Source organism: Actinomyces qiguomingii (assembly GCF_004102025.1).
Taxonomy (GTDB): domain Bacteria; phylum Actinomycetota; class Actinomycetes; order Actinomycetales; family Actinomycetaceae; genus Actinomyces; species Actinomyces qiguomingii.
Window position 1 is genome coordinate 1,813,347 of sequence record NZ_CP025228.1, and the last position, 21,915, is coordinate 1,835,261.

The following is a 21,915-nucleotide window of genomic DNA, read 5'->3' on the forward strand; positions in this document are numbered from 1 at the left end:
GCCCAACAGACGACGAAGGGAACACGGCGTGGGAGCACTGACCATCATCCTGCAAGTGCTGCTGGTGCTATCCAGTTTCTTCTTGATCATGACGATCCTGATGCATAAGGGCAGGGGCGGTGGCCTGTCCGACATGTTCGGTGGCGGTATCTCATCTTCGGCGGGATCCTCCGGAGTCGCCGAGCGCAACCTCAACCGCATCACCGTAGGCGTCGCTCTGCTTTGGGCGGCCACCATTATCAGTCTCGGGCTGGTAGCCCGCTTCGCCTGACAAGGGCGGGAACGCCACGAAACCGTCTGCGCCGGTCCCCGTCAACCCCGCCGTCGACCCCCGCGGAGATGCTCTCGAGCGGGCGCGGGTCGGCTACCTGGCCCATCTGCGGGTCGAGCGCGGGCTCAGTTCGAATACGCTGGCGGCCTACGCGCGTGACCTGGAACGGTACGCCGAGTTCCTGCGTTCTCGTGCCATAAACGCCCCCGCGCGGATCGGTGAGGCGGATGTGGCCGCTTTCTCAGAGACCCTGCGCACCGGCGCCGACGGCGGCCGTCCGCTGGCCGCGTCCTCGGTCTCCCGCACCGTCACCGCTGTACGCGGCTGGCACAAGTTCCTTCACGCCGAGGGCATAACCGACGTCGACCCTTCTGTGTCCGTGCGGCCTCCGCAGGTGGGGCGGCGCCTGCCGAAGGCGCTTACCGTTGAGGAGGTGCGTCGACTTCTGGAGGCCGCAGGCACCGATGACTCCCCGGTTTCCCTGCGCGACCGCGCCCTGTTGGAGCTCCTGTACGCCACCGGCGCCCGCATCTCTGAGGCCGTGGGACTGGTGGTTGACGATCTCGACGCCGCTTCCGGATGCCTGCGCCTGTTCGGCAAGGGCCGCCGGGAGCGGATCGTGCCTGTGGGCCGATACGCCTGGGATGCCCTTGAGGCCTACCTGGTGCGTTCACGCCCCGTGCTGGCGGCCAAGGGACGGGGGGTGCCGGAGGTCTTCCTCAACACGCTCGGGCGTCCCCTGTCGCGGCAGTCCGCATGGGCGGTGCTACAGCAGGCGGCCCGACGTGCCTCACTGATGGGCGCCGACGACTCATCCGCTGAGGGGAACCGGCGCATCTCTCCACACACGCTGCGCCACTCCTTTGCCACGCATCTGCTTGCCGGCGGTGCCGATGTGCGCGTGGTGCAGGAGATGCTCGGCCACGCCTCGGTTACCACCACTCAGATTTACACCAAGGTCACCGTCGACCATCTGCGCGAGGTATATGCCACCAGCCACCCGCGCGCCCGCGGTTGACTGCAGCTGGGTTCGTCTCCGCGCCCCGCGTCGGCACTTCGACTAGGCTGCCGGTGTGAGTGACGCCCAGCAACCCGGCCTGATCGATCCGCCCGAGACCACTGCCGAGTACCTCCAGGAGGAGGAAGAGAAGGTCTTCCCCGTTCCGGCGCCGCTTGAATCGCACGGCCCCGCCCGCGTTATCGCCATGTGCAACCAGAAGGGCGGCGTCGGTAAGACCACCACCACCATTAATCTGGGCGCGGCCTTGGCCGAATACGGGCGTCGTGTGCTGGTAGTCGACTTCGACCCGCAGGGCGCGGCCAGCGCCGGCCTGGGAGTTAACGCGCACGAGTTGGACAAGACGGTCTACGACATGCTGGTGGCTGTCCGTCCGGACGTGCGTCCGATCATCCACTCCACCTCCGTTGCGGGTCTGGATCTGATCCCCGCGAATATCGACCTTTCGGCCGCTGAGGTGCAGCTGGTGGGCGAGGTCGCCCGCGAGCAGGCGCTGGCTCGCGTGCTACGTCCCGTGCTGGATGATTATGACGCCGTCATCGTGGACTGCCAGCCCTCACTAGGACTGCTCACCGTCAACGCGCTGACGGCGGCCCATGGCGTCATGATTCCTCTGGAGACCGAGTTCTTCGCGCTGCGTGGCGTGGCGCTGCTGGTGGAGACCGTGGACCGGGTGCGTGATCGAATCAACCCGCGTCTGCAGATCGATGGCATCCTGGCCACCATGGTGGACCCGCGCACCCTCCACTCTCGGGAAGTGCTCGAACGTCTGATCGAGGCATTCGGAGACAAGCTCTTCGACACGCAGATACGCCGCACCGTCAAGTTTCCGGACGCCTCCGTCGCGAGCGAACCCATCACCAGCTATGCCCCCGGACACCCGGGAGCCGAGGCCTACCGGCGTCTGGCCCGGGAGGTCATCGCCCGCGGCAATGTCGCCTGAGAACCCTGCTGCGAACACGCCCCGGGACCAGGCCCGGCCGCCGCAGGACGAGCCTGTCCCGTCCGGCCCCGCGCAGGTGCCCGGATTCAATGTCAACCTGCCTCAGTTCGAGGGCCCTTTCGACCTGCTGCTCACCCTCATAGCCCGCAAACGACTCGACATCACCGAACTGGCCCTGGCGGAGGTAACCGACGAGTTCATCGCCTATATGCGCGCCGACTGGGACCTGGGGCAGGCCAGCGAATTCCTGGTCGTCGCCTCCACTTTGTTGGCGCTCAAGGCGCACCGGCTGCTGCCCCACGACCCGGAGGAGACGGATGAGGACATGGAGCTGCTGGAGGCCCGCGATCTGCTCTTTGCCCGCCTGCTGCAGTACCGGGCCTACAAGGAGGCGGCCGCCGCTTTCCGTACCCGCGCTGAGAACGCCTCCCGCACCCACCCCCGCGCCGTCGGGCTGCCACCCGAACTGGCGGCCCTGCTGCCCCGACTGGTGTTCACCGCCGGTGCACAGGACCTGGCCCGCATCGCCGCCGAGGTTTTCAGCCGGCCCCGCGACCCGGGCGTACAGACCGTGCACCTGCACGAGCGCGTCCCGGTGGGGGAGCAGCTGCGGCTGCTCGCTGAACGGTTGCGCCGCCGAGGCACCCTGACATTTAAGGAGCTGACCGCCGACACGGACCGTACCGCCGTGGTCGTCGCCCGCTTCCTGGCGGTGCTGATCCTGTACCGTCAAGGTGGAGTAGACCTGGCCCAGGACGCCCCCATGGAGGAGATCACCATCACCTGGCGGGGCGAGGTGGAGATGGCTGCCATGGCGTCACCTGAGCTGGAGGAGGAGTTCGCATGAGCGGCCCGGATGAGTCAACGGCGTCAATGTCCATGCCGCCGGAGGAGTTACGCCGTGCTGTTGAGGCAGTCCTGGTGGTGGCGGATGAGCCGGTCACTGCCGCCGCCCTCGCGGCCGCCCTGGGCTCGCATGAGGACGACATGGAGGCGCTGCTGGAGTCACTCGCCGCCGAATACGCCGGCGAGTCCGGTGGCGGCGACGGCGGTCCGGAAAAGGACACGACCGCCGTGCGGGCCCGCGGCTTCGTGCTGCGGCGCGCCGCCGGCGGCTGGAGACTTGCCTCCGCGCCCCGGTTCAGTGAGATCGTAGAGCGCTTCGTAATCGGCGGCGCCACGGCACGCCTATCGCAGGCGGCCCTGGAGACTCTGGCCGTGATCGCCTACCGTCAGCCCGTCACCCGCGGTCGGGTGGCGGCGGTACGCGGCGTCAACGTAGACGGGGTGGTGCGCACGCTGCATGCCCGCGGGCTGATCGAGGAGGCCGGCACCGAGTCCTCCGGTGCCATCCTGTACCGCACCACCGCCGAGTTCCTGGAATACCTGGGGCTGAACTCGCTTGAGGACCTGCCGGCCCTGGCCCCCTACCTGCCAGACGCCTCCACCTTGGGAGACATAGAGGAGGAGATCACCGTGAGGATGCTGCCGTGAACAAATACATCAATAACATCGAAGACGCCCGCGGCGCCCGGGAAGGCCTGGACTTCGGCGCCGAGGAATTCTACGACCCCGACGACCTGGAGGAGATCGACTACGAGACCGCGGCCCCGGCTAACACCCGACGGGGAGATGCCGAGCGGGAGCACGCTTCCAAGGGCGCGCCGTCCGACCCGTACACGGCTGGCGGGGAGCGACTCCAGAAGGTGCTGGCGCACGCCGGGATGGGCTCGCGGCGCGTATGCGAACAATTGATTGCCGCCGGCAGAGTCAGCGTAGACGGCGTGCGGGTCACCGAGCCGGGAATACGGGTCGACCCCGCCGTCCAGGAGATCCGGGTGGACGGTTCCCGGGTGCTGACCGACCCCGATGTCATAACTGTGATGCTGCACAAGCCCGCCGGCGTGGTCACCACCATGGAGGACCCGGAGGGACGCCCCACGGTTGCCGAGTACGCCGAGAGGTATCTGAAGGAGCACGCCGCCGAGCTGGGCGGGCCCGAGCGGGCCGCCTCCCTCCGCCTGGTGCACGTGGGCCGTCTGGACGCCGAGACCGAGGGGCTGCTGCTGCTATCCAATGATGGCGAGCTCACCCATCGGCTCACCCACCCTAGCTACGAGGTCGCTAAAACCTATGTGGCCGTGGTCAAGGGACGCGTCGGCCCGGGGGTGGCGCGTGGACTCAAGCGTGGAATCGAGCTGGAGGACGGTCAGATCGCCGCGGATCGCGTGGTGATCAAGGACACCGCCCCGGGAGCGTCGATCGTGGAAATAACACTGCATTCGGGACGCAACCGGATCGTGCGCCGCATGCTGGCCGCCGTTGGCCACCCCGTGACCCGACTGTCTCGCACCCGGATCGGACCGCTGGCGCTAGGCGACCTGCGCCCCGGTGCCATGCGGGCACTGACCGGCGCGGAGGTCAGCGCCCTGCAGCAGGAGGTGGGGCTGTGAGCGCCATCGGAAACCCCTCGGCCGTCCTGTCCACCCGAGGGCCGGTGCTGGTGGTCGGCACCGGGCTGCTGGGCACCTCCCTGGCGCTGGCCCTGACCGGTGCGGGCGTCCAGGTGCAGCTGGCCGACACCTCACCCACCTCCCTGGCACTGGCCCGGGACATGGGGGCCGGGCAGGTGTGTGACGAGCGCAGCCCCGAGCCGGCGCTGATCGTGGTCGCGACCCCACCGGACGTGGCTGCCGGCGTGGTGCTGCGCGAACTGTCCGCACATCCGGATGCGGTGGTCACGGACGTGGCCAGCGTCAAGGAGCGCATCGCCGCCGAGGTGCGCCGCCGCGGCGGCGCTGCGGCGCGCCGGTACGTCGGCTCGCACCCCATGGCCGGGCGGGAGCGCTCCGGTGCGGGCGCCGCCGACTCCGACCTGTTCGCCGGACGCCCCTGGGTGGTGGTTGCGGACGGGGCGGCCCCGGAGGCCGAGTTGGCGGTGCGCAACCTGGCCGTGGATGTGGGCGCCACACCGGTGCGCATGAGCGCTGCCGAGCACGACGCCGCCGTCGCCGCCGTCAGCCACGTCCCACAATTGGTCAGCTCCCTACTGGCCGCCCGCCTGGAGCAGCTTCCCGAGAACGCGCTCGGCCTGGCCGGGCAGGGCCTGCGCGACACCACCCGTATCGCCGCCTCCGATCCGCGGCTGTGGTCGGCCATCGTGGTCGGCAATGCCGGGCCGGTGGCAGACATGCTGCGACAGCTGCGCGGGGACCTGGACGCCCTGATCGACGGGATCGCGCCGGCCGCCGTCGACCCCGGCGACTCGGCCTACACCGCCGCCGGGGATGCCGCCACCATCGCGCCGGGCGCCGTCGGGGCCGTGACGGACGTGATGACCCGCGGCAACGCCGGACAGGAACGCATACCCGGCAAGCACGGCGGGGCGCCGCGCCGCTACGCACAGGTGCAGGTACTGGTCCCGGACTCCGCCGGCTCGCTGGGTCGTCTGTTCTCCGACGTCGGCGAGGCGGGCGTCAATATCGAGGACTTCGCCATGGAGCATTCGCCCGGGCAGAGCGCCGGACTGGCCCTGCTCTCGGTCATGCCGGCCGTCGCCCAGGGCCTGGAGGAGGCCCTGGACGCCCGCGGCTGGCGCGTGGTCGTGTCCTGAGGAGACCGGCATGCGCATCCTGATCGTCGGGGCGGGCGTGATCGGCCTGAGCCACGGCTGGCTGCTGAGCCGACGCCATGAGACGACAGTCCTGACCAGGCCAGGACGCGCGGAGCAGCTGCGCCGCGGCGTACAGATGCGATTGCACCGCGGAGGCGGTGGCCGCGGCAGGCGGCCACTGGTCGGCCGGTATCTTCCGGAGATTGTCACCGCGCCCGTGGAGGCCGACTTGACGCTGGTGACGGTGGACCGGCTCCACCTGCATGAGGTGCTTCCAACCGTCGCGCCACTTGCGGGGCGGACGTCCCTGCTGTTCATGCTCAACCACTGGGACATCGACGCTCAGCTGCAGGAGTGGCTGCCGCGGGAGGACTACTGCCTCGGCTTCCCCGGCCAGATCGGCGGGGGACGCACCGACACGGGCGGCGAGGTGAGCATAGAGGCGACGCTCTATCACCACGGCACCCGTCTGGAGGCGGACGAGCCTGCGAAACGGGCCGACCTGGACACCGCCGTCTCCGCCCTGACCAGTGCCGGGCTGTCGGTCCGACGGGAGCGGGACATGGCCGGTTGGCTGGCCGTGCACTACCTCCAACAGTCCGTCACCCTCGGCCCGCTGCTGGAAGCGGGTGACTACGACCGGCTGTGCACCGACCGGGACTCCCTGCAACGGATGGTGCTGGCGCTGCGCGAAGGAGTCGCCGTATGCCGGGCGCGGGGCATTGCTACCGGCCGGATACAACCCGCGCCGCTGCTGCGCCTACCGGCGAGGATCATCGCGGCGGGCCTGGGCCGCATGTTCTCTCAGGCCGACACCCGCCGCATGGTGCTGGCGCATATGGCACATGGCCGCGAGGAGTGGCGGGCCGGCTTCTTCGAGGTGCTGGCGGCCGGCGAGCACCTCGGTGTTCCCATGCCCGTGTGGGGCGGCTATGCGCCCCTGGTGGCCGCAGACGGTACCCGATGATCGGCTGTGGGCGGACTCATCTGCTGTGGATCCGCGCCCGGCGGCACGGTTGTGCGACGCTTACCCCCTGAGGCCGACCGGAGCTCGCCGGAGCACGCTGGGTCGGCAGTTGGAGGAGCAGATGGGAATCGTCGTCGCCATTGACGGGCCGTCCGGGTCCGGCAAGTCCACGGTGTCCAAGCGGGTTGCGGCCGCGCTGGGGCTGGCATACCTGGACACAGGCGCCATGTACCGGGCGGCCGCCTGGTGGTGCGAGCGCACCGGTGTAGACTTCGACGACGCCGAGGCCGTCACCGACGCCGTGCAGGCCATGCCGCTGGACATGGGGGTGGACCCCCGTTCCCCGGGCGTGGTCTGCGACGGGGTGGACATCGCCGAGGCCATCCGCGAGCCGCACGTGTCCGCGGTGGTCTCCAAAGTCGCCACCAACCTGGATGTGCGCGCCGAGATGGCGCGGCTCCAGCGTGAAATCATCCGCGCCGAGGCCGGTGGCCTGGCCGGCTCCTTCTCCCGCGGCGCCGGCATCATCGCCGAGGGGCGCGACATCACCACCGTCGTCGCCCCCGACGCTGACGTGCGCCTGCTGCTGACCGCCAGTGAGCAGGCCCGGCTGGCCCGCCGCGCCGCCGACCTGGACGCCGCCGGAAAGGCCGTGGATGCCGCCGCCCTGCGCGACCAGGTGGTGCGCCGCGACCGCGACGACGCCACCGTCTCCCAGTTCCTCACCGCCCCCGAGGGCGTCACCGCGGTGGATACCTCGAACCTGACGCTGGAGGAGACCATCACCCGCGTCACCGAGCTGGTCGAGCAGTCGCGCGCCGAGAGCGCCGAGCGCGAGCGGCTGGAGGACGCCCGTGCCGACGCGCTGCGTACCGGACTGGACGACTACGAGCTAGACGAGGAGGACCGGGCCCTGCTCGCGGGGGAGGATATTCCCGCTGCCGAAGTCGGCCTGGAGGCGGGCCTGCCCGTCCTTGCCGTTGTCGGCCGGCCGAACGTGGGCAAGTCCACTCTCGTCAACCGGGTCCTCGGCCGCAGGGCGGCCGTAGTGCAGGATGTGCCCGGGGTGACCCGAGACCGCGTCTCCTACCCGGCAGAGTGGGCGGGTAAGCGCTTCACCATCGTTGACACCGGTGGCTGGGAGATCGACGTGGCTGGGTTGGACGCCGCCGTCGCCGCACAGGCCGAGGCTGCCGTGGACCTGGCCGACGCGGTGCTGCTGGTGGTGGACGCCCGTGTGGGCGTCACCGAGGCCGACGACCGGATCGTGAAGATGCTGCGCCGCTCCGGCAAGCCGGTGGTGCTGGCCGCCAACAAGGTCGACTCGCCCGTGCAGGAGGGCGATGCCGCCGCCCTGTGGGCCCTGGGACTGGGCGAGCCCTACGCTGTTTCCGCCCTGCACGGGCGCGGCAGCGGGGAGCTGCTGGACGCCGCCGTCGCCATCCTGCCGGAGGTGTCCGCCGTGGCCGGGCCGGAGCGCAGCGATGACCTGCACCGCATCGCCCTGGTGGGGCGGCCCAACGTCGGCAAGTCCTCCCTGCTGAACCAGCTCGCCGGGAACGAGCGGGTGGTGGTCAATGAACTGGCCGGCACTACCCGCGACCCGGTGGATGAGGTGGTGGAGTTCGACGGCCGCCAGTGGGTGCTGGTGGACACCGCTGGCATCCGCCGCCGCATCCGGCAGGCGCGCGGCGCCGACTACTACGCGGTGCTGCGCACCCAGGGGGCGGTGGAGAAGGCCGAGGTGGGCGTGGTCCTGTTGGACGCCTCCGAGGCCGTCACCGAGCAGGACATCCGCGTGATCCAGCAGGTGGTCGACGCCGGGCGCGCCCTGGTGATCGTCAACAACAAGTGGGACCTGGTGGATGAGGACCGCCGCAAGCAGCTGGAGTGGGAGGCGGAGCACGAGCTCGCCCATGTGGACTGGGCCCCGCGTATCAACCTCTCCGCCCGCACCGGTTGGCACACCAACCGGCTGGCGCGCGCCCTGGACACGGCCCTGGCCGGCTGGAACACCCGCGTGCCCACGGGGCGGCTCAACGGCTTCCTGGGGGAGCTGCAGGCGGCCAGCCCGCACCCGGTGCGGGGCGGCAAGCAGCCGCGCATCCTGTTCGCCACCCAGGTGCAGACCGCCCCGCCGCGCATCGTCATCTTCACCACCGGATTCCTGGACGCCGGTTACCGGCGCTTCATCGAGAACCGGCTGCGTGAGGAGTTCGGCTTCGCCGGCACCCCGATCCAAATCGGCGTGCGCGTGCGCGAACGTCGCCAGCGGCGCTGAGGGCGGCTTCGCACGGACGTGAGCGTGCGCCGGGCGCGGCAGAATGTCCAAGATCGGCATTAACACCGGAGTCGGCCGCCCGGAGTGATTTCGCATCCGCACGATTCCAACGGTTACTGAGCTGCGCATTGGGGCGGCGGGCTTGTTCGTGCCGGTTTCGGACATTTCTTCGCGGCGGTTGTGGCCCGGAACCGATACGAGAAGTCATAGGCTGAGGCGGTGGGATCACGGCGGGCCGATTATCTGGCGTGGTTGTGCGCCGACACCTCCTGGCAATTGGGCTCGGTGGTCGGCACCTTCGCGCTGAGATGGTCGCGCTGGACGTCACCGGGTCGACGGCGCAGGCGGGCCTGGTATCGACGGTCGCCGGATTGGCGGCTGCGGCGCTTTCCATACCCGGCGGCATGGCGATGGATCGCGTGGATCGACGCTGGGCCATCATTGCCTCCGGGATGCTGCGGGCCGTGCTCTATTCCGCGGTTGCTCTCATGTGTGTGACCGGCAGGCTTTCGCTCGGCCTCCTCGCCGGGTGCGCCGGAGCCGCGGGGCTCATCACCGGTGTCTTCGGCACGGCGTCGGACGCTGCCCTGCCGAGCATTGTCTCCGGCGAACGGCTGCCCGGCGCGCTGGCCGTGAACCGGGGACGTGACGGCGTCGTCAACATAATCGGGCAGCCGATTTCCGGGCTACTGCTGGCGGTGGGCTCCTGGGTGCCATTCGTGGCCTCGGTGGTTGGTGCGCTCGGTCAGGCCGTCGGCATTAGTCGCGTGCGGGCGGACCTGCACCCGCTTGCCGACGACGGCGAGAGCACTGCTCCACCAACCCCGGAAGCCGGGGTGACCTGGCGGTGCCTGCTGCGAATACTCACCCGACCGGCCGTACTGGCCCTGGCATCTTCGGCCATGCTGTCAAGCCTGGAGGTCTTGCTCCTGGTAGACGGAATGCAGATGGCCCTGCGCGTGGCCGGTGCCTCCACCGCCGCAGTGGGACTGCTGAACACGTTCATGGCGGTGGGCTTGCTCGTCGGTGCGCTGCCCGCGTCGTGGCTGATTCAACGCGTGCGGGCCGGCAGGATCATCGCCGTGGGATCGCTGCTGTGCGCGCTTGCGGTGCTTCCCGTATTGGTCCAACCGCGACCCGTCGTCCAGGCGGTTACGCTGGCACTTGTCGGGTTGCCCACCGCGGCCACGAGTGGCTGCACCTTCGGTTACATCCAACACGTGGTGCCGAAAGCCGGACAGGGACGCGCTCTGGCGCTGGTGGGGCTGGTCATCGCCGCGATCTCGGCGGTCGTGCCGGTCACGGCCGGGGTTCTGCTCGAACTCGGCGGCCTGCGCCTGTGCGTGTTGGTCGCCCTCGGCCTCGGGGTGGCGGCAACCGCTGTGGTTGTAGCGGTCACGCCCGCGAGGCGTCTGGCGCGCGCCTCCGAGTGGTGAGGTCTCTGTCCGGGCGACAGGGTGTGCGGTCAGTTTGGGTCGAGTCTCGGCCCAGCCGTCGTCGAGCGCACCGTCTTTTGGTCCATGAATACAGTCGTTGCTGTGCCGGGATGTCATGGAACCGCCCGTAGTGAGTTATCTGATCTGATATGATTCACTTGTGGGTGACCCATCACATACCTCTGGAGAGCCAAGCTCCCGGGGAGAACCGTCGCCTTCGCTTGCCGCGCCTACGCCCGAGGTGGACGAGAGAATGCGGCGCGTCTTCGAGTCGGCCGCAAGATTGCAGCAGGTGGTTCCTGACGCTGTGATGGTTGGAGGCTCAGCAGCGAGTCTCTACACCCGACACAGGGTCTCGTTCGCTCACGACCATGTTGTCGCGGACCTGTCGGAACGCTATGACGCAGTCCTTGATGCGGTAGAAGCAACCGATGGCTGGGTACTGTCCGGTCGCCATTCGCGACGACCGAACACGATCATGGGGGCGTTGGACGGTGTAGAGGCCGGGCTACGACAGCTCAGGAGGGCACGTCCACTTGAAGTGGAAGCCATCACTCTCGACAACGGCGCTCAGTTGCGGGTCCCAACCTATGAGGAGATGGTGCGGATCAAGGGCTGGATGCTGCTCCAACGACGCTCGGTCCGTGACTACCTGGACGTTGCCGCTCTTGCCGACGCGACTTCACCGCAATACGCCGCGCAGGTGCTCAACGATCTGGACTCGTATTACGAGGCTTCAGAATCGGACTCTGCCACCACAAGCCTGGCACTGGCCCTGGCATCGCCGCAGCCGAGCGACATACGCACGGTTAACGAGCTGGCGCGATACAAGGGGTTGTCTCCCAAATGGCAGGACTGGTCCGAAGTGGCTGCGGTATGTCATGCCGTAGCGGAGGAGATGGCACATTGCTGAGCTTCCGCAACGTGGATGCCGATCCCGCTGACGATCCAGCTACCTGGCCGTTCGACGCGAAGATCACTGCCGTGGAGCGCGGGGATCTTGATGACTACCGTCGGATCAAGGCGGCGTGCGACCGTGATCCGGAGACGCGCGCCGCGTTCTTGGACGCGTGTGACGTGCTTGGCGACGACCCCGGCGCCGCGTTGGTGCGCCTGTGGCTTGAGGGTCTTCCTCGAGAGGAGCGGGCAATGCTAGCGGCCCGGCGAATGCGGGCCGCGGTGGAACGCTCGGGACTCTCACGCGCACAGGTGGCGAGCCGGCTCGGGACCAGTACGTCGCGCCTGAGCACCTATCTGTCCGGGAAGGTGGTGCCCCGCGCCGACCTGTACGAATCCATATTGGCGCTGTAGCGTCGAGGCATGGTCGACACAACGCCGTCGCTGGCTGAGCTCAGCGTTGCGGTGGCGTCCGACCCGCAGGAGGGCCTAGCCGCGTTCAATGCGCTCGACGTCGGCGACCCGGACGTGGCTTGGATCGTCACCCAGAACCGCCGCAAGAAGCGCCGGTGCAATGTGATACCGTCGCTGGCATGATTGACCACGTGTCCCTTGCCGTGAGTAACCCAGAAGCATCACGCGTGTTCTACGAGCATACGTTGACGTCACTCGGTTATTCCGTAGTGGCGGAACATGGGCCGATGGTTGCTTTTGGCGCAGCCGATCACGACGGGCGCACGCATCCGGAAGTTTGGCTTACGCCGGAGGCCAATCCGATGACACTCCACTTGGCACTGAGCGCGAGTTCCGTCGACCAGGTCGAGGCCTTTCACCGAGCTGCTTTAGCGGCAGGAGGTACCGATAACGGTGCTCCGGGCGAACGCCCACACTATCAGCCCGGCTATTACGCGGCCTTCGTCTTAGACCCCGATGGGCACAATATTGAGGCCGTGTTCCGGGGCGGCACAACCGAACCGGCGTGACATCGGGGCGGCGCTTCCTTCGAGGATGTGCATTGCATGTTTGCCCTAGTGCCACACCCCGGACGAGCCGCGCCGCCAGGAGCCCACCAGGTGGGTGTCCACAATGCCGATGGCCTCCATCAGCGCGAACGCCGTCGTCGGGCCCACGAAGCGGAAGCCCAGGCGCTTCAGGCGCCGGGCCAGTGCCTCCGACTCCGGCGAGCGCGTAGGAGCCTCCGCCAGCGTGCGCGGGGCGGGGGTGGCCGCCGGCCGGTAGGACCAGACCAGGCCCGCCAGGCCGCCGTCGACGTCGTCGGCATCCCGCAGGGCCACGGTGGCCCGGGCGTTATTGATGGTGGCCAGAATCTTGGCCCGGTTGCGCACGATCCGGGCGTCGGCCAGCAGCCGGGCCACATCCTCGTCCCCGAAGTCGGCCACCGCCTCCGGCTGGAAGTTGGCGAAGGCCTCCCGGAAGGCGGGCCGCTTGACCAGGATGGTGCGCCAGGACAGGCCCGACTGGAAGGCCTCCAGGCTGAGCCGCTCGAACACGCCGCGCTCGTCGCGCACGGGCATGCCCCACTCGGTGTCGTAGTAGTCGCGCAGCAGCGGGTCGCCAGCCGCCCACACCGGCCGCGCCAGACCGTCCTCGCCGATCACCAGGTCTCCCATGCGGTAACGGTAGCGGACGGCCTAGACTGGCGACATGTCGACAACACGCACACCGGTTGACCCCACCACCACGGCCGCCTGGAAGCGGCTCACTGAGCTGCACCAGTCTATGGAGCCCGACCTGCGCGCCTGGTTCGCCCAGGACCCGCAGCGCGCCGAGCGCTACTCCTACGAGATGGGCGACCTGTTCGTCGACCTGTCCAAGAACTTCCTGACCGACGAGGTCCGCGACGCCCTGGTGGAGCTGGCCGAGGCCGTGGACGTGCCCGGCCGCCGTGACGCCATGTTCTCCGGCGAACACATCAACGTCACCGAGGACCGTGCCGTCCTGCACACCGCCCTGCGGCGGCCCGCCACCGACACCCTCACCGTGGACGGCCAGGACGTGGTCGCCGACGTGCATGAGGTCCTGGAGAAGATCTACGCCTTCGCCCGCCGCGTGCGCTCGGGGGAGTGGACCGGCGTGACCGGCAAGCGCATCGAGACGGTCGTCAACATCGGCATCGGCGGCAGCGACCTCGGCCCGGTCATGGTCTACGAGGCCCTGCGCCCATACGTGCAGGAGGGCCTCGAGGCCCGCTTCATCTCCAACATCGACCCCAACGACTGCGCCGAGAAGGTCTCCGACCTGGACCCGGAGACCACCCTGTTCATCATCGCCTCCAAGACCTTCACCACCCTGGAGACCCTCACCAACGCCCGCATGGCCCGCACCTGGCTGCTGGAGGCGCTGGCCGCGCGCGACATCAGCACCGACGGCGCCGTCGCCAAGCACTTCGTGGCCGTGTCCACCGCCCTGGACAAGGTGGAGGCCTTCGGCATCGACCCGGCCAACGCCTTCGGCTTCTGGAACTGGGTGGGCGGGCGCTACTCGGTGGACTCCGCCGTCGGCACCGTGCTGGCCGTGACCGTCGGCCCGGAGAACTTCGCCGACTTCCTGTCCGGCTTCCACGCCGTCGACGAACACTTCGCCACCAAGGCGCCGGCGGAGAACGTACCCATGCTCATGGGCCTGCTCAACGTCTGGTACGTGAACTTCTTCCAGGCCGCCTCCCACGCCGTGCTGCCTTACGCCCAGTACCTGCACCGCTTCCCGGCCTACCTGCAGCAGCTGACCATGGAGTCCAACGGCAAGTCCGTGCGCTGGGACGGCAGCCCCGCGGCTACCGACACCGGGGAGATCTTCTGGGGCGAGCCCGGCACCAACGGCCAGCACGCCTTCTTCCAGCTGCTCCACCAGGGCACCCGGCTCATCCCCGCCGACTTCATCACCGTGGCCAACCCGGCCCACCCGGTCAAGGACGGCGACGCGGACGTGCACGAGCTGCTGCTGTCCAACTTCCTGGCCCAGACCGCCGCCCTCGCCTTCGGCAAGACCGCCGAGGAGGTGCGCGCCGAGGGCACCCCGGAGGCCATCGTGCCGGCCCGCGTGTTCACCGGCAACCGGCCGACGACGTCGATCCTCGCCCCGGCCCTCACCCCCGCCGTGGTCGGGCAGCTGATCGCCCTGTACGAGCACATCACCTTCACCGAGGGCATTGTGTGGGGCATCGACTCCTTCGACCAGTGGGGCGTAGAGCTCGGCAAGAAGCTCGCCCTGGAGATCGCCCCCGCCGTGCGGGGCGACGAGGCCGCCTACGCCGCCCAGGATGCCTCCACCCGGCAGCTGATCGACCGCTACCGCGGCCTGCGCCACTGACCGCCGCGCCGCGGTTCCGGTAGAACCATGACACCGGGGGAGGGGGAGCAGTTCCCCTCGCTGATCGACGACGCCCGCCTGCGCCCACTCACCGCCGCCGAGCGGATGCGCTACTCGCGCAACGCGCTTGTGCCTGAGGTGGGCGGGCGCGGGCAGCAGCGTATCCGCGCCGCCCGCATCCTGGTGGTGGGCGCGGGTGCCCTGGGTTCGCCCGCCGTCCTGTACTTGGCCGCCGCCGGCGTGGGCACGCTCGGCATCATTGACGACGACGACGTCGCCGTCTCCAACCTGCAGCGTCAGGTGCTGCACACCACCGCCGCCGCGGGCCGCGCCAAGGTGGACTCCGCGCGGCAGGCCGTGTCCGCCCTGAACCCGGACGTGGAGATCGTCACCCACCGGGAGGCCCTGACCAGCGCCAACGCCATGGAACTGCTGCGCGGCTGGGACGTGGTGATCGACGGCACCGACAACTTCCCCACCCGCTACCTGCTGGGGGACGCCTGCGTGCTGCTGGGAATACCGCTCGTGCACGGGGCGGTGCTGCGCTTTAACGGCCAGGTCACCGTATTCGATGCGCGGCGCGGACCGTGCTACCGCTGCGTGCACCCGAGCCCGCCCGATGCGGGTGCGGTACCGTCCTGCGCCGAGGCCGGGGTACTGGGCGTACTGCCCGGCATCATCGGTTCCATGCAGGCCGCGGAGGCGCTCAAACTGGTGATCGGGGGAGCGCGCCCGCTGATCGGCCGCATGCTGCTGGTCAACGTCTGGGAGGGAAGCGTTAGGGAGCTGTCGATCGGCAAGAACCCCGACTGCCCCGTGTGCGGCTCCCAGCCGACGATCACCCGCCTGGTGGACTATGAGGCCCTGTGCGGCGCCCGGCCGCGGCAGGAGCACGATACTCGAGTACAGGAGAGCACCATGAACACGATCATCGCCGCCGAGTTGCGCGAGCGCATCGCCGCGGGCGAGCTGCCCGGGCAGGCCTACACGCTGCTGGACGTGCGTGAGCCGCACGAGGTCGAGTTCGACTCGATCGACGGAGCGGCGCACATTCCGCTCGACCAAGTGGTCGAGCGCCGTGGGGAGTTGGAGCCGAACCGGGAGCTGATCGTCTACTGCGCCGGGGGCGTGCGCTCGGCCCGCGCCATCGAGGCGCTGGAGGCGGCCGGATACGCGGGCCCCATGACCAACCTGGAGGGCGGCATCAAGGCCTGGAACGCCTCCGCCTGACCGCCTCCACCCCGCCGAGGTCGGTCGTTGTTACCGCCGAGGTCGGCAGATATAACCATCGAGTTCGGTCGACGTGGCTGCCAGGGTTCGGCGGCGACGGTGAGCGGCGTCACCGTCCACGGATTTCGACGGCGGCGCCAACATGGGTTATCGTCTTCCATGTTCCGAGCGGCACGGTCCGCGCGGACACGGGCTGTGGCGCAGCTTGGTAGCGCACTTGACTGGGGGTCAAGGGGTCGTGGGTTCAAATCCCGCCAGCCCGACCGCATCGCGAAGCCGTTGGCAGTAGGGAAAACGGCACCTTCGCGGCAGGCCCTCCTCTCAAACGATTGCGCGGCAGTAGGTTGACCTATCGTCCGTTCCAACTCCCTCGCCCGGGCATCGTTGAACTCACCTGACCGAAGGAGCGAGATCCTCTCAACGGGGTAGGGGATGTCATTTCCGTTCTCGTGCGTCAGAACGATTCACGCGACGTCGCATCTGCTAAGAATATTTCCCTGTGCACTTGGGGCGCACCCATCGACCGGAAGGAACAAGCACAGACGATGCGGACCCACGATTCCCTATTCCCACGGCTCCTGCCTAAGCTTCTGTACACGATCGCCATCCTCGCGTTGGCGGACACCTTGCTGTACTCCAAACCCGGAATCGGACCGGCGCTGGAGCTCATCTTCATGTGGGTGATTCCGCTGCCATCCATCGATTGGCTGACCGGAGTGGTCATTCTTCTGCTCGCGGCGGGTACAGACAAACGCAAGCGGTCTGCCTGGACGGCGCTCACGGTGATGACCGTGCTGGTAACCGTGCTGCACGTGCTTGTCCTGATAGCCGCCCTTCAGGAAGCAGACTTAGCTGACATGCGGTCCGTCCTCACGGTGAACGTGGTGACCCTGCTGGTGTTCCTCATTCTGCTGCTGATGCATAGGCGCTGCTACACGGTCCGTTCCCAGCCGGGAAACAGTCGCCGCGCCTTCGGGGCCTTCCTGCTCATGGCCGTGTGCGTGACGCTTGTGGCCATCGCCGTCAAGTTCGCCGTATCGGGTGTGGGGCTGCGGCAGATGAGTGAATTGTTCATTGCGGATGCCTCCCCCCAGTGGTTGGTCAGCCTGCTCGGATTCGGGTGGACGGTCAGCTTCTTGATCGCCTTCGGGATGTTGCTGCGATCCCAGAAGGAGATCGCGCAGATGACCACTCAGGAGGAGGGTCGTGTGCGTACCCTGCTGGCGCAGCATCCAACGGACTCACTGGGATACTTCGCTACCCGTAGGGACAAGTCCGTGCTACTGGTAGACGACTCGGCTGTGGTCTACCGGGTAGCCAAGGGAGTTGCCCTAGCTTCGGGTGACCCCTTGGGGGACCCGGCCACCTGGCCGACCGCAGCGCGTGCCTTTGTTCGCCGTGCGGCAGAGTTCGGCTGGACGCCCGCCGTCATTGGGGCCTCCGAGGCCGGTGCTCGCGCCTATGCCGACGCCGGACTGCGGGCCCTGCATATCGGTGATGAGGCCGTATTGGACTTCGCCCGCGCGCGTATCGGTGAGATGTCCGAGGTGCGCCGACCGGTTCGTCGTCTCAAGGAGATGGGATACGGGGTGCGAGTCCGACGGCATGGCTCGATCCCCGCCCAAGAGCTGGAGTCTCTTGCCTCTCTGGCACAGCAATGGTTGGGAGGGGAGGCTGAACGCGGATTCTCAATGGCGTTGGGCCGCCTGGGTGACCCCTCAGACTCCGAATGCGTGATGGTTGAGGCGCTGTTCCCGCCCGGCGATGAGCGCGGAGAGGTTGCTGCGCTGCTGTCCTTCGCTCCCTGGGGATCGGACGGCTTGAGCCTGGATGTGATGAGGCGCCACCCGCGGGCCGACAACGGCGTAACCGAATTCATGGTCGCAGCGCTCATGACCGACGGGGTTGACCTGGGGTTAACCCGGGCGTCGTTGAATTTCGCCGTCTTCCGATCAGCCTTTGTTGAGGGGGAGCGGATCGGTGCCGGGCCGATTCGCCGTCTATGGCGGCGCCTGCTGTTGCTGGCCTCCCGCTGGTGGCAGTTGGAATCCCTGTATCGATCAAACTCCAAGTACGATCCCGACTGGTTCCCCCGGATGATCTGCTATCCCGACGGCGGGGATCTAGCCCGGGTGGCCTTCACCATGGGAATCGCGGAGGGTTTTGTGTCCCCTCCCGCCTGGCTCTCGCCGAACACTGACATTCAACAGCCCCGCCGCGATGATGCGGAATCGGCACTGCTGGCCGGCATCAGCAGGGGATCGGTCAGCGTCACTTCGCGCAGGCGGCCCCCCAAGCAGTTCGCCTCACGTCTGGCCTCCCGTGAGGCCATGCTCGCCGCTGGCCTGGACCCCTACCCGCCGTCAGTGAAGGTCAGCGCATCCTGCGGCCAGGCGCAAGGGGCATGCCGGGTGGCCGGCAGAGTCCTAGCGGTACGCGACCACGGCGGTGTCATCTTCGCGGATCTGCGTGATCGCAGTGGAGATTTGCAGATTCTGCTTGAGCGCGCCACAACCGGCGCCGACGGCGTCGCTCGGTTCCGGCGGCTGGTGCGTGCCGGGGACCAGGTGGTCGTCTCCGGCACGGTGGGTGCCTCACGCACCGGCACCCGCAGCCTGCTGGCCAACAACTGGTCCATGACCTCGAAGGCACTGCGTCCCCTGCCGGATAAGCGGCGAGGCATCCGCGACCCCGAGACCCGGGTGCGGCAGCGGCACCTCGCGCTGATAGTCGACCCGAAGGAGCGCGCCATGGTTACCGCCCGCTCTCACGCTATTCAGGCTGTACGCCGGGAGCTGCTGGGACGTGACTACCTGGAGGTGGAGACCCCCATTCTCCAGCCGGTGCACGGCGGAGCGAACGCTCGCCCGTTCAAAACCCACATTAACGCCTACGATCTTGACCTGTATCTGCGTATCGCCCCGGAGCTGTACCTCAAGCGCCTTATGGTCGGCGGCATGGAACGGGTCTTCGAGATCGGCCGCAACTTCCGCAACGAGGGGGCCGACGCCACGCACAACCCCGAGTTCACCATGCTGGAGGCCTATCAGGCCCACGCCGACTACGGAGTCATGAAGGATGTGGCACGTGATCTGATTGTCTCCGCTGCGCGGGAGGCCCTCGGGACTACGGTGATCCGGGGCTGGGTAGGAGGATCCGAGCACGAGATTGACCTGGCGGCCCCATGGCGGACGGTGAGTGTATGCCAGGCCGTCTGTGAGGGTCTGGGGGAGGACGTCGGGCCGGACACGCCCGTGGAGGTGCTGCGCACCCACGCCGACGCCATAGCTATGCCCTACGATCCGCGTTGGGGGTGGGGAACGATGATGCAGGAGCTGTACGAGCACCTGGCGGAATCAACCACCGTGGCTCCGACCTTCTTCACCGATTTCCCGGCGGAGACATCGCCGTTGACCAGACCTCACCGGGAGGACGCCAGGCTGGCCGAACGCTGGGATCTGATTGTGTTCGGCGCCGAGGTAGGCACCGCCTACTCTGAACTGGTTGACCCGGTGATTCAGCGTGAACGCCTGACCGCTCAGTCACTGGCGGCTGCCGGGGGTGATCCCGAGGCGATGGAGCTGGACGAGGCTTTCCTGGGGGCACTGGAGCAGGGCATGCCGCCCTCGGGAGGGCTCGGCATGGGCCTGGACCGGCTGGTCATGATGCTCACCGGCGCCTCCATCCGGGAGACGATTGCCTTCCCGTTGGTAAGGCCGGAGCTGTGAGTCTGTGCCGGCTGCGTGGTGTGCTGGCCGCGCTCGTTCTGGTCACCTACAACAGTTGGCTGCTGTGGCCGCTCAACGGTGACTCACGGGTACTATCCGGCTACCTCTCCGAACTGGCCGCCCAGGATCAGCCTTACCAGTGGCTGTTCCGCCTGGGTGATCTTGCGGCTGCGGCCGTATTTGCCGTGATCGCCGTGCTGGGAAGACGAGGTTGGAGACGATGGATCGGTGGGCGCGCCCCGCACGCGGCTGCGGCGTTGGCGCTGGTGGGCGTCGGAACGGTTCTGGACACGGTTTTCAACCTGCCGTGCGCTGAAAGCAGGGATCCGGTATGTGCCGCAACCCCCAGCCTGGTACGGCACCTGCATGAGGCCGCCTCGGTACTCGTATCGGTGGCCCTGGTGGCACTTATCGCCCTGGTGGCGCTGGGGCTGGCTGAGCGCGGCGGCTGGACGGCCCGAGTGCGGGCGGTGGCCGGCTTCGCGGTGGTTGTTGCGGGTCTGCTGGTGTTCAGCGCGGCAGCACCGGCGCTGGCGCCCGGAACGCAGGGGCCGGTGCAGATGGTCCAGGTGTTGGCGTGCTCGGCCTGGATAGCGTTGCTGGCTTGGCGGCTTGCGGAAGACGAGGATGGGCGGGTGAAGGAAGAGTGAGCCGCTGCTGTGGGATGCTCAGCCCAGGTGGGTCTGAGTGGCCTGCTCAAGGGCGGCGATGACACCGTCCTGGAACTCCGTGTCTTTAACGCGCCGATCGGGTTCCTGGACGCTCAGGTGATACCAATAGGCGTTGGCAAGGGTGCGTGGATCCTCGCCCAGTGCCAACCAGACCTGGGTGCGGTGCCCGGCCTCAAGGTCGTCCGGCGCGCAGCTACCGCCCATGCGCGTGGGCACCCACCCCGGGTCGACGGCGTTGGTCCACGTGCCCGGCAGCATTCGGCCTGCCGCCGCGGCCAGCGCTGTCACCAGCAGCTTGGAGTCCGAGTACGACACTGTCGGCCGGGCGCCCGTCCAATCCACCTCGGCCAAGCGGGTGGTGTTGAGTCGAGCTCCGCGGTGCATGCCGGAGGATAGGTAAACGTGGCGCTGTGCGGGAATCAGTGCGGTGAGCAAGTAGGGGGCGATCACATTAACGTCCAGCACCAGGCTTTCATCCATGGTACCCGCGTTGTGGATGATCGCGTCGACGCCTCCGAGTCTGGCAACCTGCTCGGCCACATCGCGCACCTGCTCCCGGTCCGCCAAGTCCCCGAAGACTCCGGGAACATCCGTGCCTAGAGTGCGGCCGACGGCGTCGAGCTGTTCCGCGCGGCGCACATGCGCCACCACCTGCGCTCCGGCATCCAGTAGGTGGCCCAGGGCACTCAGCCCAAGTCCGGCACTCGTTCCGGTCACCAGTACCCGTGTCACAGCGGTTGTCTCCATTCTCCTCGGTCGGCTTGGGCTACATGGCAACGTTACCGTCAGCCTGGTCGACTGCGGCAAGAAGGCACTCCGCCCCGGCGTGTGCGGCGCACAGCACCGGCAGCCAGGCGGAGGAGGCGCGGTAGGTGAGTAGCTCCTCCGCGTCGTTGAGCAGATAGCAGACGGCCAGTCCCAACGTGGCCGCCTCCACCGGGCTCGGCCGCCTCATGCCGCCAGCCTCCGCCAGCGCCGGGCGGCCAGGTAGCCCGCGCCGTGCAGCACGACGCCTACAACGGGGAAGGCGGGGATCGTCCACCGGGCGGCCTTCGGCTCCACGCCGTCGGCCCGCAGCGCCGCCTTGGCGAAGCGCCAGAACGGCAGCACCACGGGCAGCGCCGTCGCGCACCCCGGTGTGTAACCGCGTGCGAGTACGGCCGAAGCCAGGTGCATGAAGGCGTGCATGCCGTAGCCGTAGAGCATTGCCTGGTAGAAGCTCGAGCGCCCCCGGGTGCGGAAGCCGTCCACGGAGGCGGCCGCCATCAGTGCCCCCATCAGGCTCAGTGCCACCTGCACCTGGTCGCGGGAGAATCCGCGCAGGCGCACCTCCTCGGGCAGGAACGGCAGCGAGCGCATGAAGGGATGGGCGCGGCCGGGCATGGTCGCGTACTCCTCCAGGTCATGGGCGAGCCAGGAGAAGAACAATCCCGACGTCGCCAGATCCACCTCGTCCATGAGTCCTCCCAACGTTACGCAACCGACAGTTGTGCAACTAAGAGTAGCGAAAATCCGGGGGTGGATGGAAGA

22 protein-coding genes and 1 tRNA gene are annotated in these 21,915 nt (G+C 68.2%); 19 read left to right on the forward strand and 4 right to left on the reverse strand.

Translation table 11 applies throughout. The features are described from left to right. Positions 1–28 precede the first annotated feature (28 nt). The 14 genes from secG (at position 29) to CWT10_RS07470 (ending at position 12,409) form a co-directional block, all read left to right on the forward strand. Positions 29–271: a preprotein translocase subunit SecG gene (gene secG, locus CWT10_RS07405; RefSeq protein ID WP_103064363.1), complete on the forward strand. Its 243-nt coding sequence runs from the start codon at positions 29–31 to the stop codon at positions 269–271. A gap of 97 nt (positions 272–368) precedes the next feature. Further along, positions 369–1,289 carry a site-specific tyrosine recombinase XerD gene (locus CWT10_RS07410; protein WP_103064364.1) on the forward strand — a complete coding sequence of 307 codons (921 nt, stop codon included), beginning with the start codon at positions 369–371 and terminating at the stop codon, positions 1,287–1,289. 55 nt (positions 1,290–1,344) lie between these two features. Next, positions 1,345–2,232: a ParA family protein gene (locus CWT10_RS07415; RefSeq protein ID WP_103064365.1), complete on the forward strand. Its 888-nt coding sequence runs from the start codon at positions 1,345–1,347 to the stop codon at positions 2,230–2,232. Then, entirely contained in the window at positions 2,222–3,079 is an 858-nt protein-coding gene (locus tag CWT10_RS07420; protein WP_103064366.1) for a segregation and condensation protein A, read from the forward strand. The genes CWT10_RS07415 and CWT10_RS07420 overlap by 11 nt, the downstream gene beginning before the upstream one ends. Further along, positions 3,076–3,726, forward strand: coding sequence for an SMC-Scp complex subunit ScpB (scpB, locus tag CWT10_RS07425; RefSeq protein WP_416171730.1), 651 nt, complete (start codon positions 3,076–3,078; stop codon positions 3,724–3,726). Before CWT10_RS07420 ends, scpB begins: the two co-directional genes overlap by 4 nt. Before the next feature lie 86 nt (positions 3,727–3,812). Further along, positions 3,813–4,685, forward strand: coding sequence for a pseudouridine synthase (locus tag CWT10_RS07430; RefSeq protein WP_416171731.1), 873 nt, complete (start codon positions 3,813–3,815; stop codon positions 4,683–4,685). Then, positions 4,682–5,845, forward strand: a complete 1,164-nt coding sequence (locus CWT10_RS07435; RefSeq protein ID WP_128683334.1) for a prephenate dehydrogenase — start codon at positions 4,682–4,684, stop codon at positions 5,843–5,845. The genes CWT10_RS07430 and CWT10_RS07435 overlap by 4 nt, the downstream gene beginning before the upstream one ends. A gap of 10 nt (positions 5,846–5,855) precedes the next feature. Then, the gene (locus tag CWT10_RS07440; RefSeq protein WP_103064368.1) at positions 5,856–6,812 is read left to right on the forward strand and encodes a ketopantoate reductase family protein; all 957 of its coding nucleotides are present in this window, start codon (positions 5,856–5,858) and stop codon (positions 6,810–6,812) included. A 121-nt stretch (positions 6,813–6,933) separates the two neighbouring features. Further along, positions 6,934–9,093, forward strand: coding sequence for a bifunctional cytidylate kinase/GTPase Der (gene der, locus CWT10_RS07445; RefSeq protein ID WP_103064369.1), 2,160 nt, complete (start codon positions 6,934–6,936; stop codon positions 9,091–9,093). A gap of 308 nt (positions 9,094–9,401) precedes the next feature. Beyond that, entirely contained in the window at positions 9,402–10,529 is a 1,128-nt protein-coding gene (locus tag CWT10_RS07450) for an MFS transporter (protein WP_103064370.1), read from the forward strand. A 253-nt stretch (positions 10,530–10,782) separates the two neighbouring features. Then, positions 10,783–11,442 (forward strand): hypothetical protein, encoded by a 660-nt coding sequence (locus tag CWT10_RS07455; RefSeq protein WP_199176400.1) that lies wholly within the window; start codon positions 10,783–10,785, stop codon positions 11,440–11,442. Next, positions 11,436–11,840 (forward strand): helix-turn-helix domain-containing protein, encoded by a 405-nt coding sequence (locus CWT10_RS07460; RefSeq protein WP_158247712.1) that lies wholly within the window; start codon positions 11,436–11,438, stop codon positions 11,838–11,840. Before CWT10_RS07455 ends, CWT10_RS07460 begins: the two co-directional genes overlap by 7 nt. A 9-nt stretch (positions 11,841–11,849) precedes the next feature. Further along, the gene (locus CWT10_RS07465) at positions 11,850–12,023 is read left to right on the forward strand and encodes a hypothetical protein (RefSeq protein ID WP_199176401.1); all 174 of its coding nucleotides are present in this window, start codon (positions 11,850–11,852) and stop codon (positions 12,021–12,023) included. Next, positions 12,020–12,409 carry a VOC family protein gene (locus tag CWT10_RS07470; RefSeq protein WP_103064372.1) on the forward strand — a complete coding sequence of 130 codons (390 nt, stop codon included), beginning with the start codon at positions 12,020–12,022 and terminating at the stop codon, positions 12,407–12,409. The genes CWT10_RS07465 and CWT10_RS07470 overlap by 4 nt, the downstream gene beginning before the upstream one ends. 45 nt (positions 12,410–12,454) lie before the next feature. Here the strand turns inward: CWT10_RS07470 and CWT10_RS07475 are convergent, their stop codons facing one another. Beyond that, on the reverse strand, positions 12,455–13,057 hold the full coding sequence (locus tag CWT10_RS07475; protein WP_103064373.1) for a DNA-3-methyladenine glycosylase I: 603 nt from the start codon (positions 13,055–13,057) through the stop codon (positions 12,455–12,457). Positions 13,058–13,091: 34 nt separating this feature from the next. On the opposite strand from CWT10_RS07475, the gene pgi reads away from it, so the two are divergent. The 5 genes from pgi (at position 13,092) to CWT10_RS07500 (ending at position 20,364) form a co-directional block, all read left to right on the forward strand. Next, positions 13,092–14,756, forward strand: a complete 1,665-nt coding sequence (gene pgi, locus CWT10_RS07480; RefSeq protein ID WP_103064374.1) for a glucose-6-phosphate isomerase — start codon at positions 13,092–13,094, stop codon at positions 14,754–14,756. A gap of 27 nt (positions 14,757–14,783) precedes the next feature. Continuing rightward, positions 14,784–15,986, forward strand: a complete 1,203-nt coding sequence (gene moeB / locus CWT10_RS07485) for a molybdopterin-synthase adenylyltransferase MoeB (RefSeq protein WP_103064375.1) — start codon at positions 14,784–14,786, stop codon at positions 15,984–15,986. Between the two features lie 189 nt (positions 15,987–16,175). After that, positions 16,176–16,249, forward strand: a tRNA-Pro gene (locus CWT10_RS07490). Between the two features lie 282 nt (positions 16,250–16,531). Beyond that, a complete protein-coding gene (gene lysX / locus CWT10_RS07495) occupies positions 16,532–19,714 on the forward strand; it encodes a bifunctional lysylphosphatidylglycerol synthetase/lysine--tRNA ligase LysX (RefSeq protein ID WP_103064376.1) in 3,183 nt (1,060 codons plus the stop codon). Continuing rightward, complete coding sequence (locus CWT10_RS07500; RefSeq protein ID WP_233188400.1) at positions 19,711–20,364, forward strand: DUF998 domain-containing protein; 654 nt, start codon at positions 19,711–19,713, stop codon at positions 20,362–20,364. Before lysX ends, CWT10_RS07500 begins: the two co-directional genes overlap by 4 nt. Positions 20,365–20,382: 18 nt before the next feature. Here CWT10_RS07500 and CWT10_RS07505 read toward each other — a convergent pair whose 3' ends face one another. The 3 genes from CWT10_RS07505 to CWT10_RS07515 are packed head-to-tail and all read right to left on the reverse strand — an operon-like array spanning position 20,383 to position 21,843. Further along, on the reverse strand, positions 20,383–21,132 hold the full coding sequence (locus CWT10_RS07505) for an SDR family NAD(P)-dependent oxidoreductase (RefSeq protein ID WP_199176402.1): 750 nt from the start codon (positions 21,130–21,132) through the stop codon (positions 20,383–20,385). A gap of 19 nt (positions 21,133–21,151) precedes the next feature. Next, a complete protein-coding gene (locus tag CWT10_RS07510; RefSeq protein ID WP_128683336.1) occupies positions 21,152–21,340 on the reverse strand; it encodes a hypothetical protein in 189 nt (62 codons plus the stop codon). Then, entirely contained in the window at positions 21,337–21,843 is a 507-nt protein-coding gene (locus CWT10_RS07515) for an HXXEE domain-containing protein (RefSeq protein ID WP_103064377.1), read from the reverse strand. The genes CWT10_RS07510 and CWT10_RS07515 overlap by 4 nt, the downstream gene beginning before the upstream one ends. Positions 21,844–21,915 lie beyond the last annotated feature (72 nt).

Coding starts and splice junctions, on each gene's coding strand:
- CWT10_RS07420 (WP_103064366.1), top strand. CDS start 2,222: ATGTCGCCTGAGAACCCTGCTGCGAACACGCCCCGGGACCAGGCCCGG.
- scpB (WP_416171730.1), top strand. CDS start 3,076: ATGAGCGGCCCGGATGAGTCAACGGCGTCAATGTCCATGCCGCCGGAG.
- CWT10_RS07440 (WP_103064368.1), top strand. CDS start 5,856: ATGCGCATCCTGATCGTCGGGGCGGGCGTGATCGGCCTGAGCCACGGC.
- der (WP_103064369.1), top strand. CDS start 6,934: ATGGGAATCGTCGTCGCCATTGACGGGCCGTCCGGGTCCGGCAAGTCC.
- CWT10_RS07450 (WP_103064370.1), top strand. CDS start 9,402: ATGGTCGCGCTGGACGTCACCGGGTCGACGGCGCAGGCGGGCCTGGTA.
- CWT10_RS07455 (WP_199176400.1), top strand. CDS start 10,783: ATGCGGCGCGTCTTCGAGTCGGCCGCAAGATTGCAGCAGGTGGTTCCT.
- CWT10_RS07465 (WP_199176401.1), top strand. CDS start 11,850: ATGGTCGACACAACGCCGTCGCTGGCTGAGCTCAGCGTTGCGGTGGCG.
- CWT10_RS07470 (WP_103064372.1), top strand. CDS start 12,020: ATGATTGACCACGTGTCCCTTGCCGTGAGTAACCCAGAAGCATCACGC.
- CWT10_RS07475 (WP_103064373.1), bottom strand. CDS start 13,057: ATGGGAGACCTGGTGATCGGCGAGGACGGTCTGGCGCGGCCGGTGTGG.
- pgi (WP_103064374.1), top strand. CDS start 13,092: ATGTCGACAACACGCACACCGGTTGACCCCACCACCACGGCCGCCTGG.
- moeB (WP_103064375.1), top strand. CDS start 14,784: ATGACACCGGGGGAGGGGGAGCAGTTCCCCTCGCTGATCGACGACGCC.
- lysX (WP_103064376.1), top strand. CDS start 16,532: ATGCGGACCCACGATTCCCTATTCCCACGGCTCCTGCCTAAGCTTCTG.
- CWT10_RS07505 (WP_199176402.1), bottom strand. CDS start 21,132: ATGGAGACAACCGCTGTGACACGGGTACTGGTGACCGGAACGAGTGCC.
- CWT10_RS07510 (WP_128683336.1), bottom strand. CDS start 21,340: ATGAGGCGGCCGAGCCCGGTGGAGGCGGCCACGTTGGGACTGGCCGTC.
- CWT10_RS07515 (WP_103064377.1), bottom strand. CDS start 21,843: ATGGACGAGGTGGATCTGGCGACGTCGGGATTGTTCTTCTCCTGGCTC.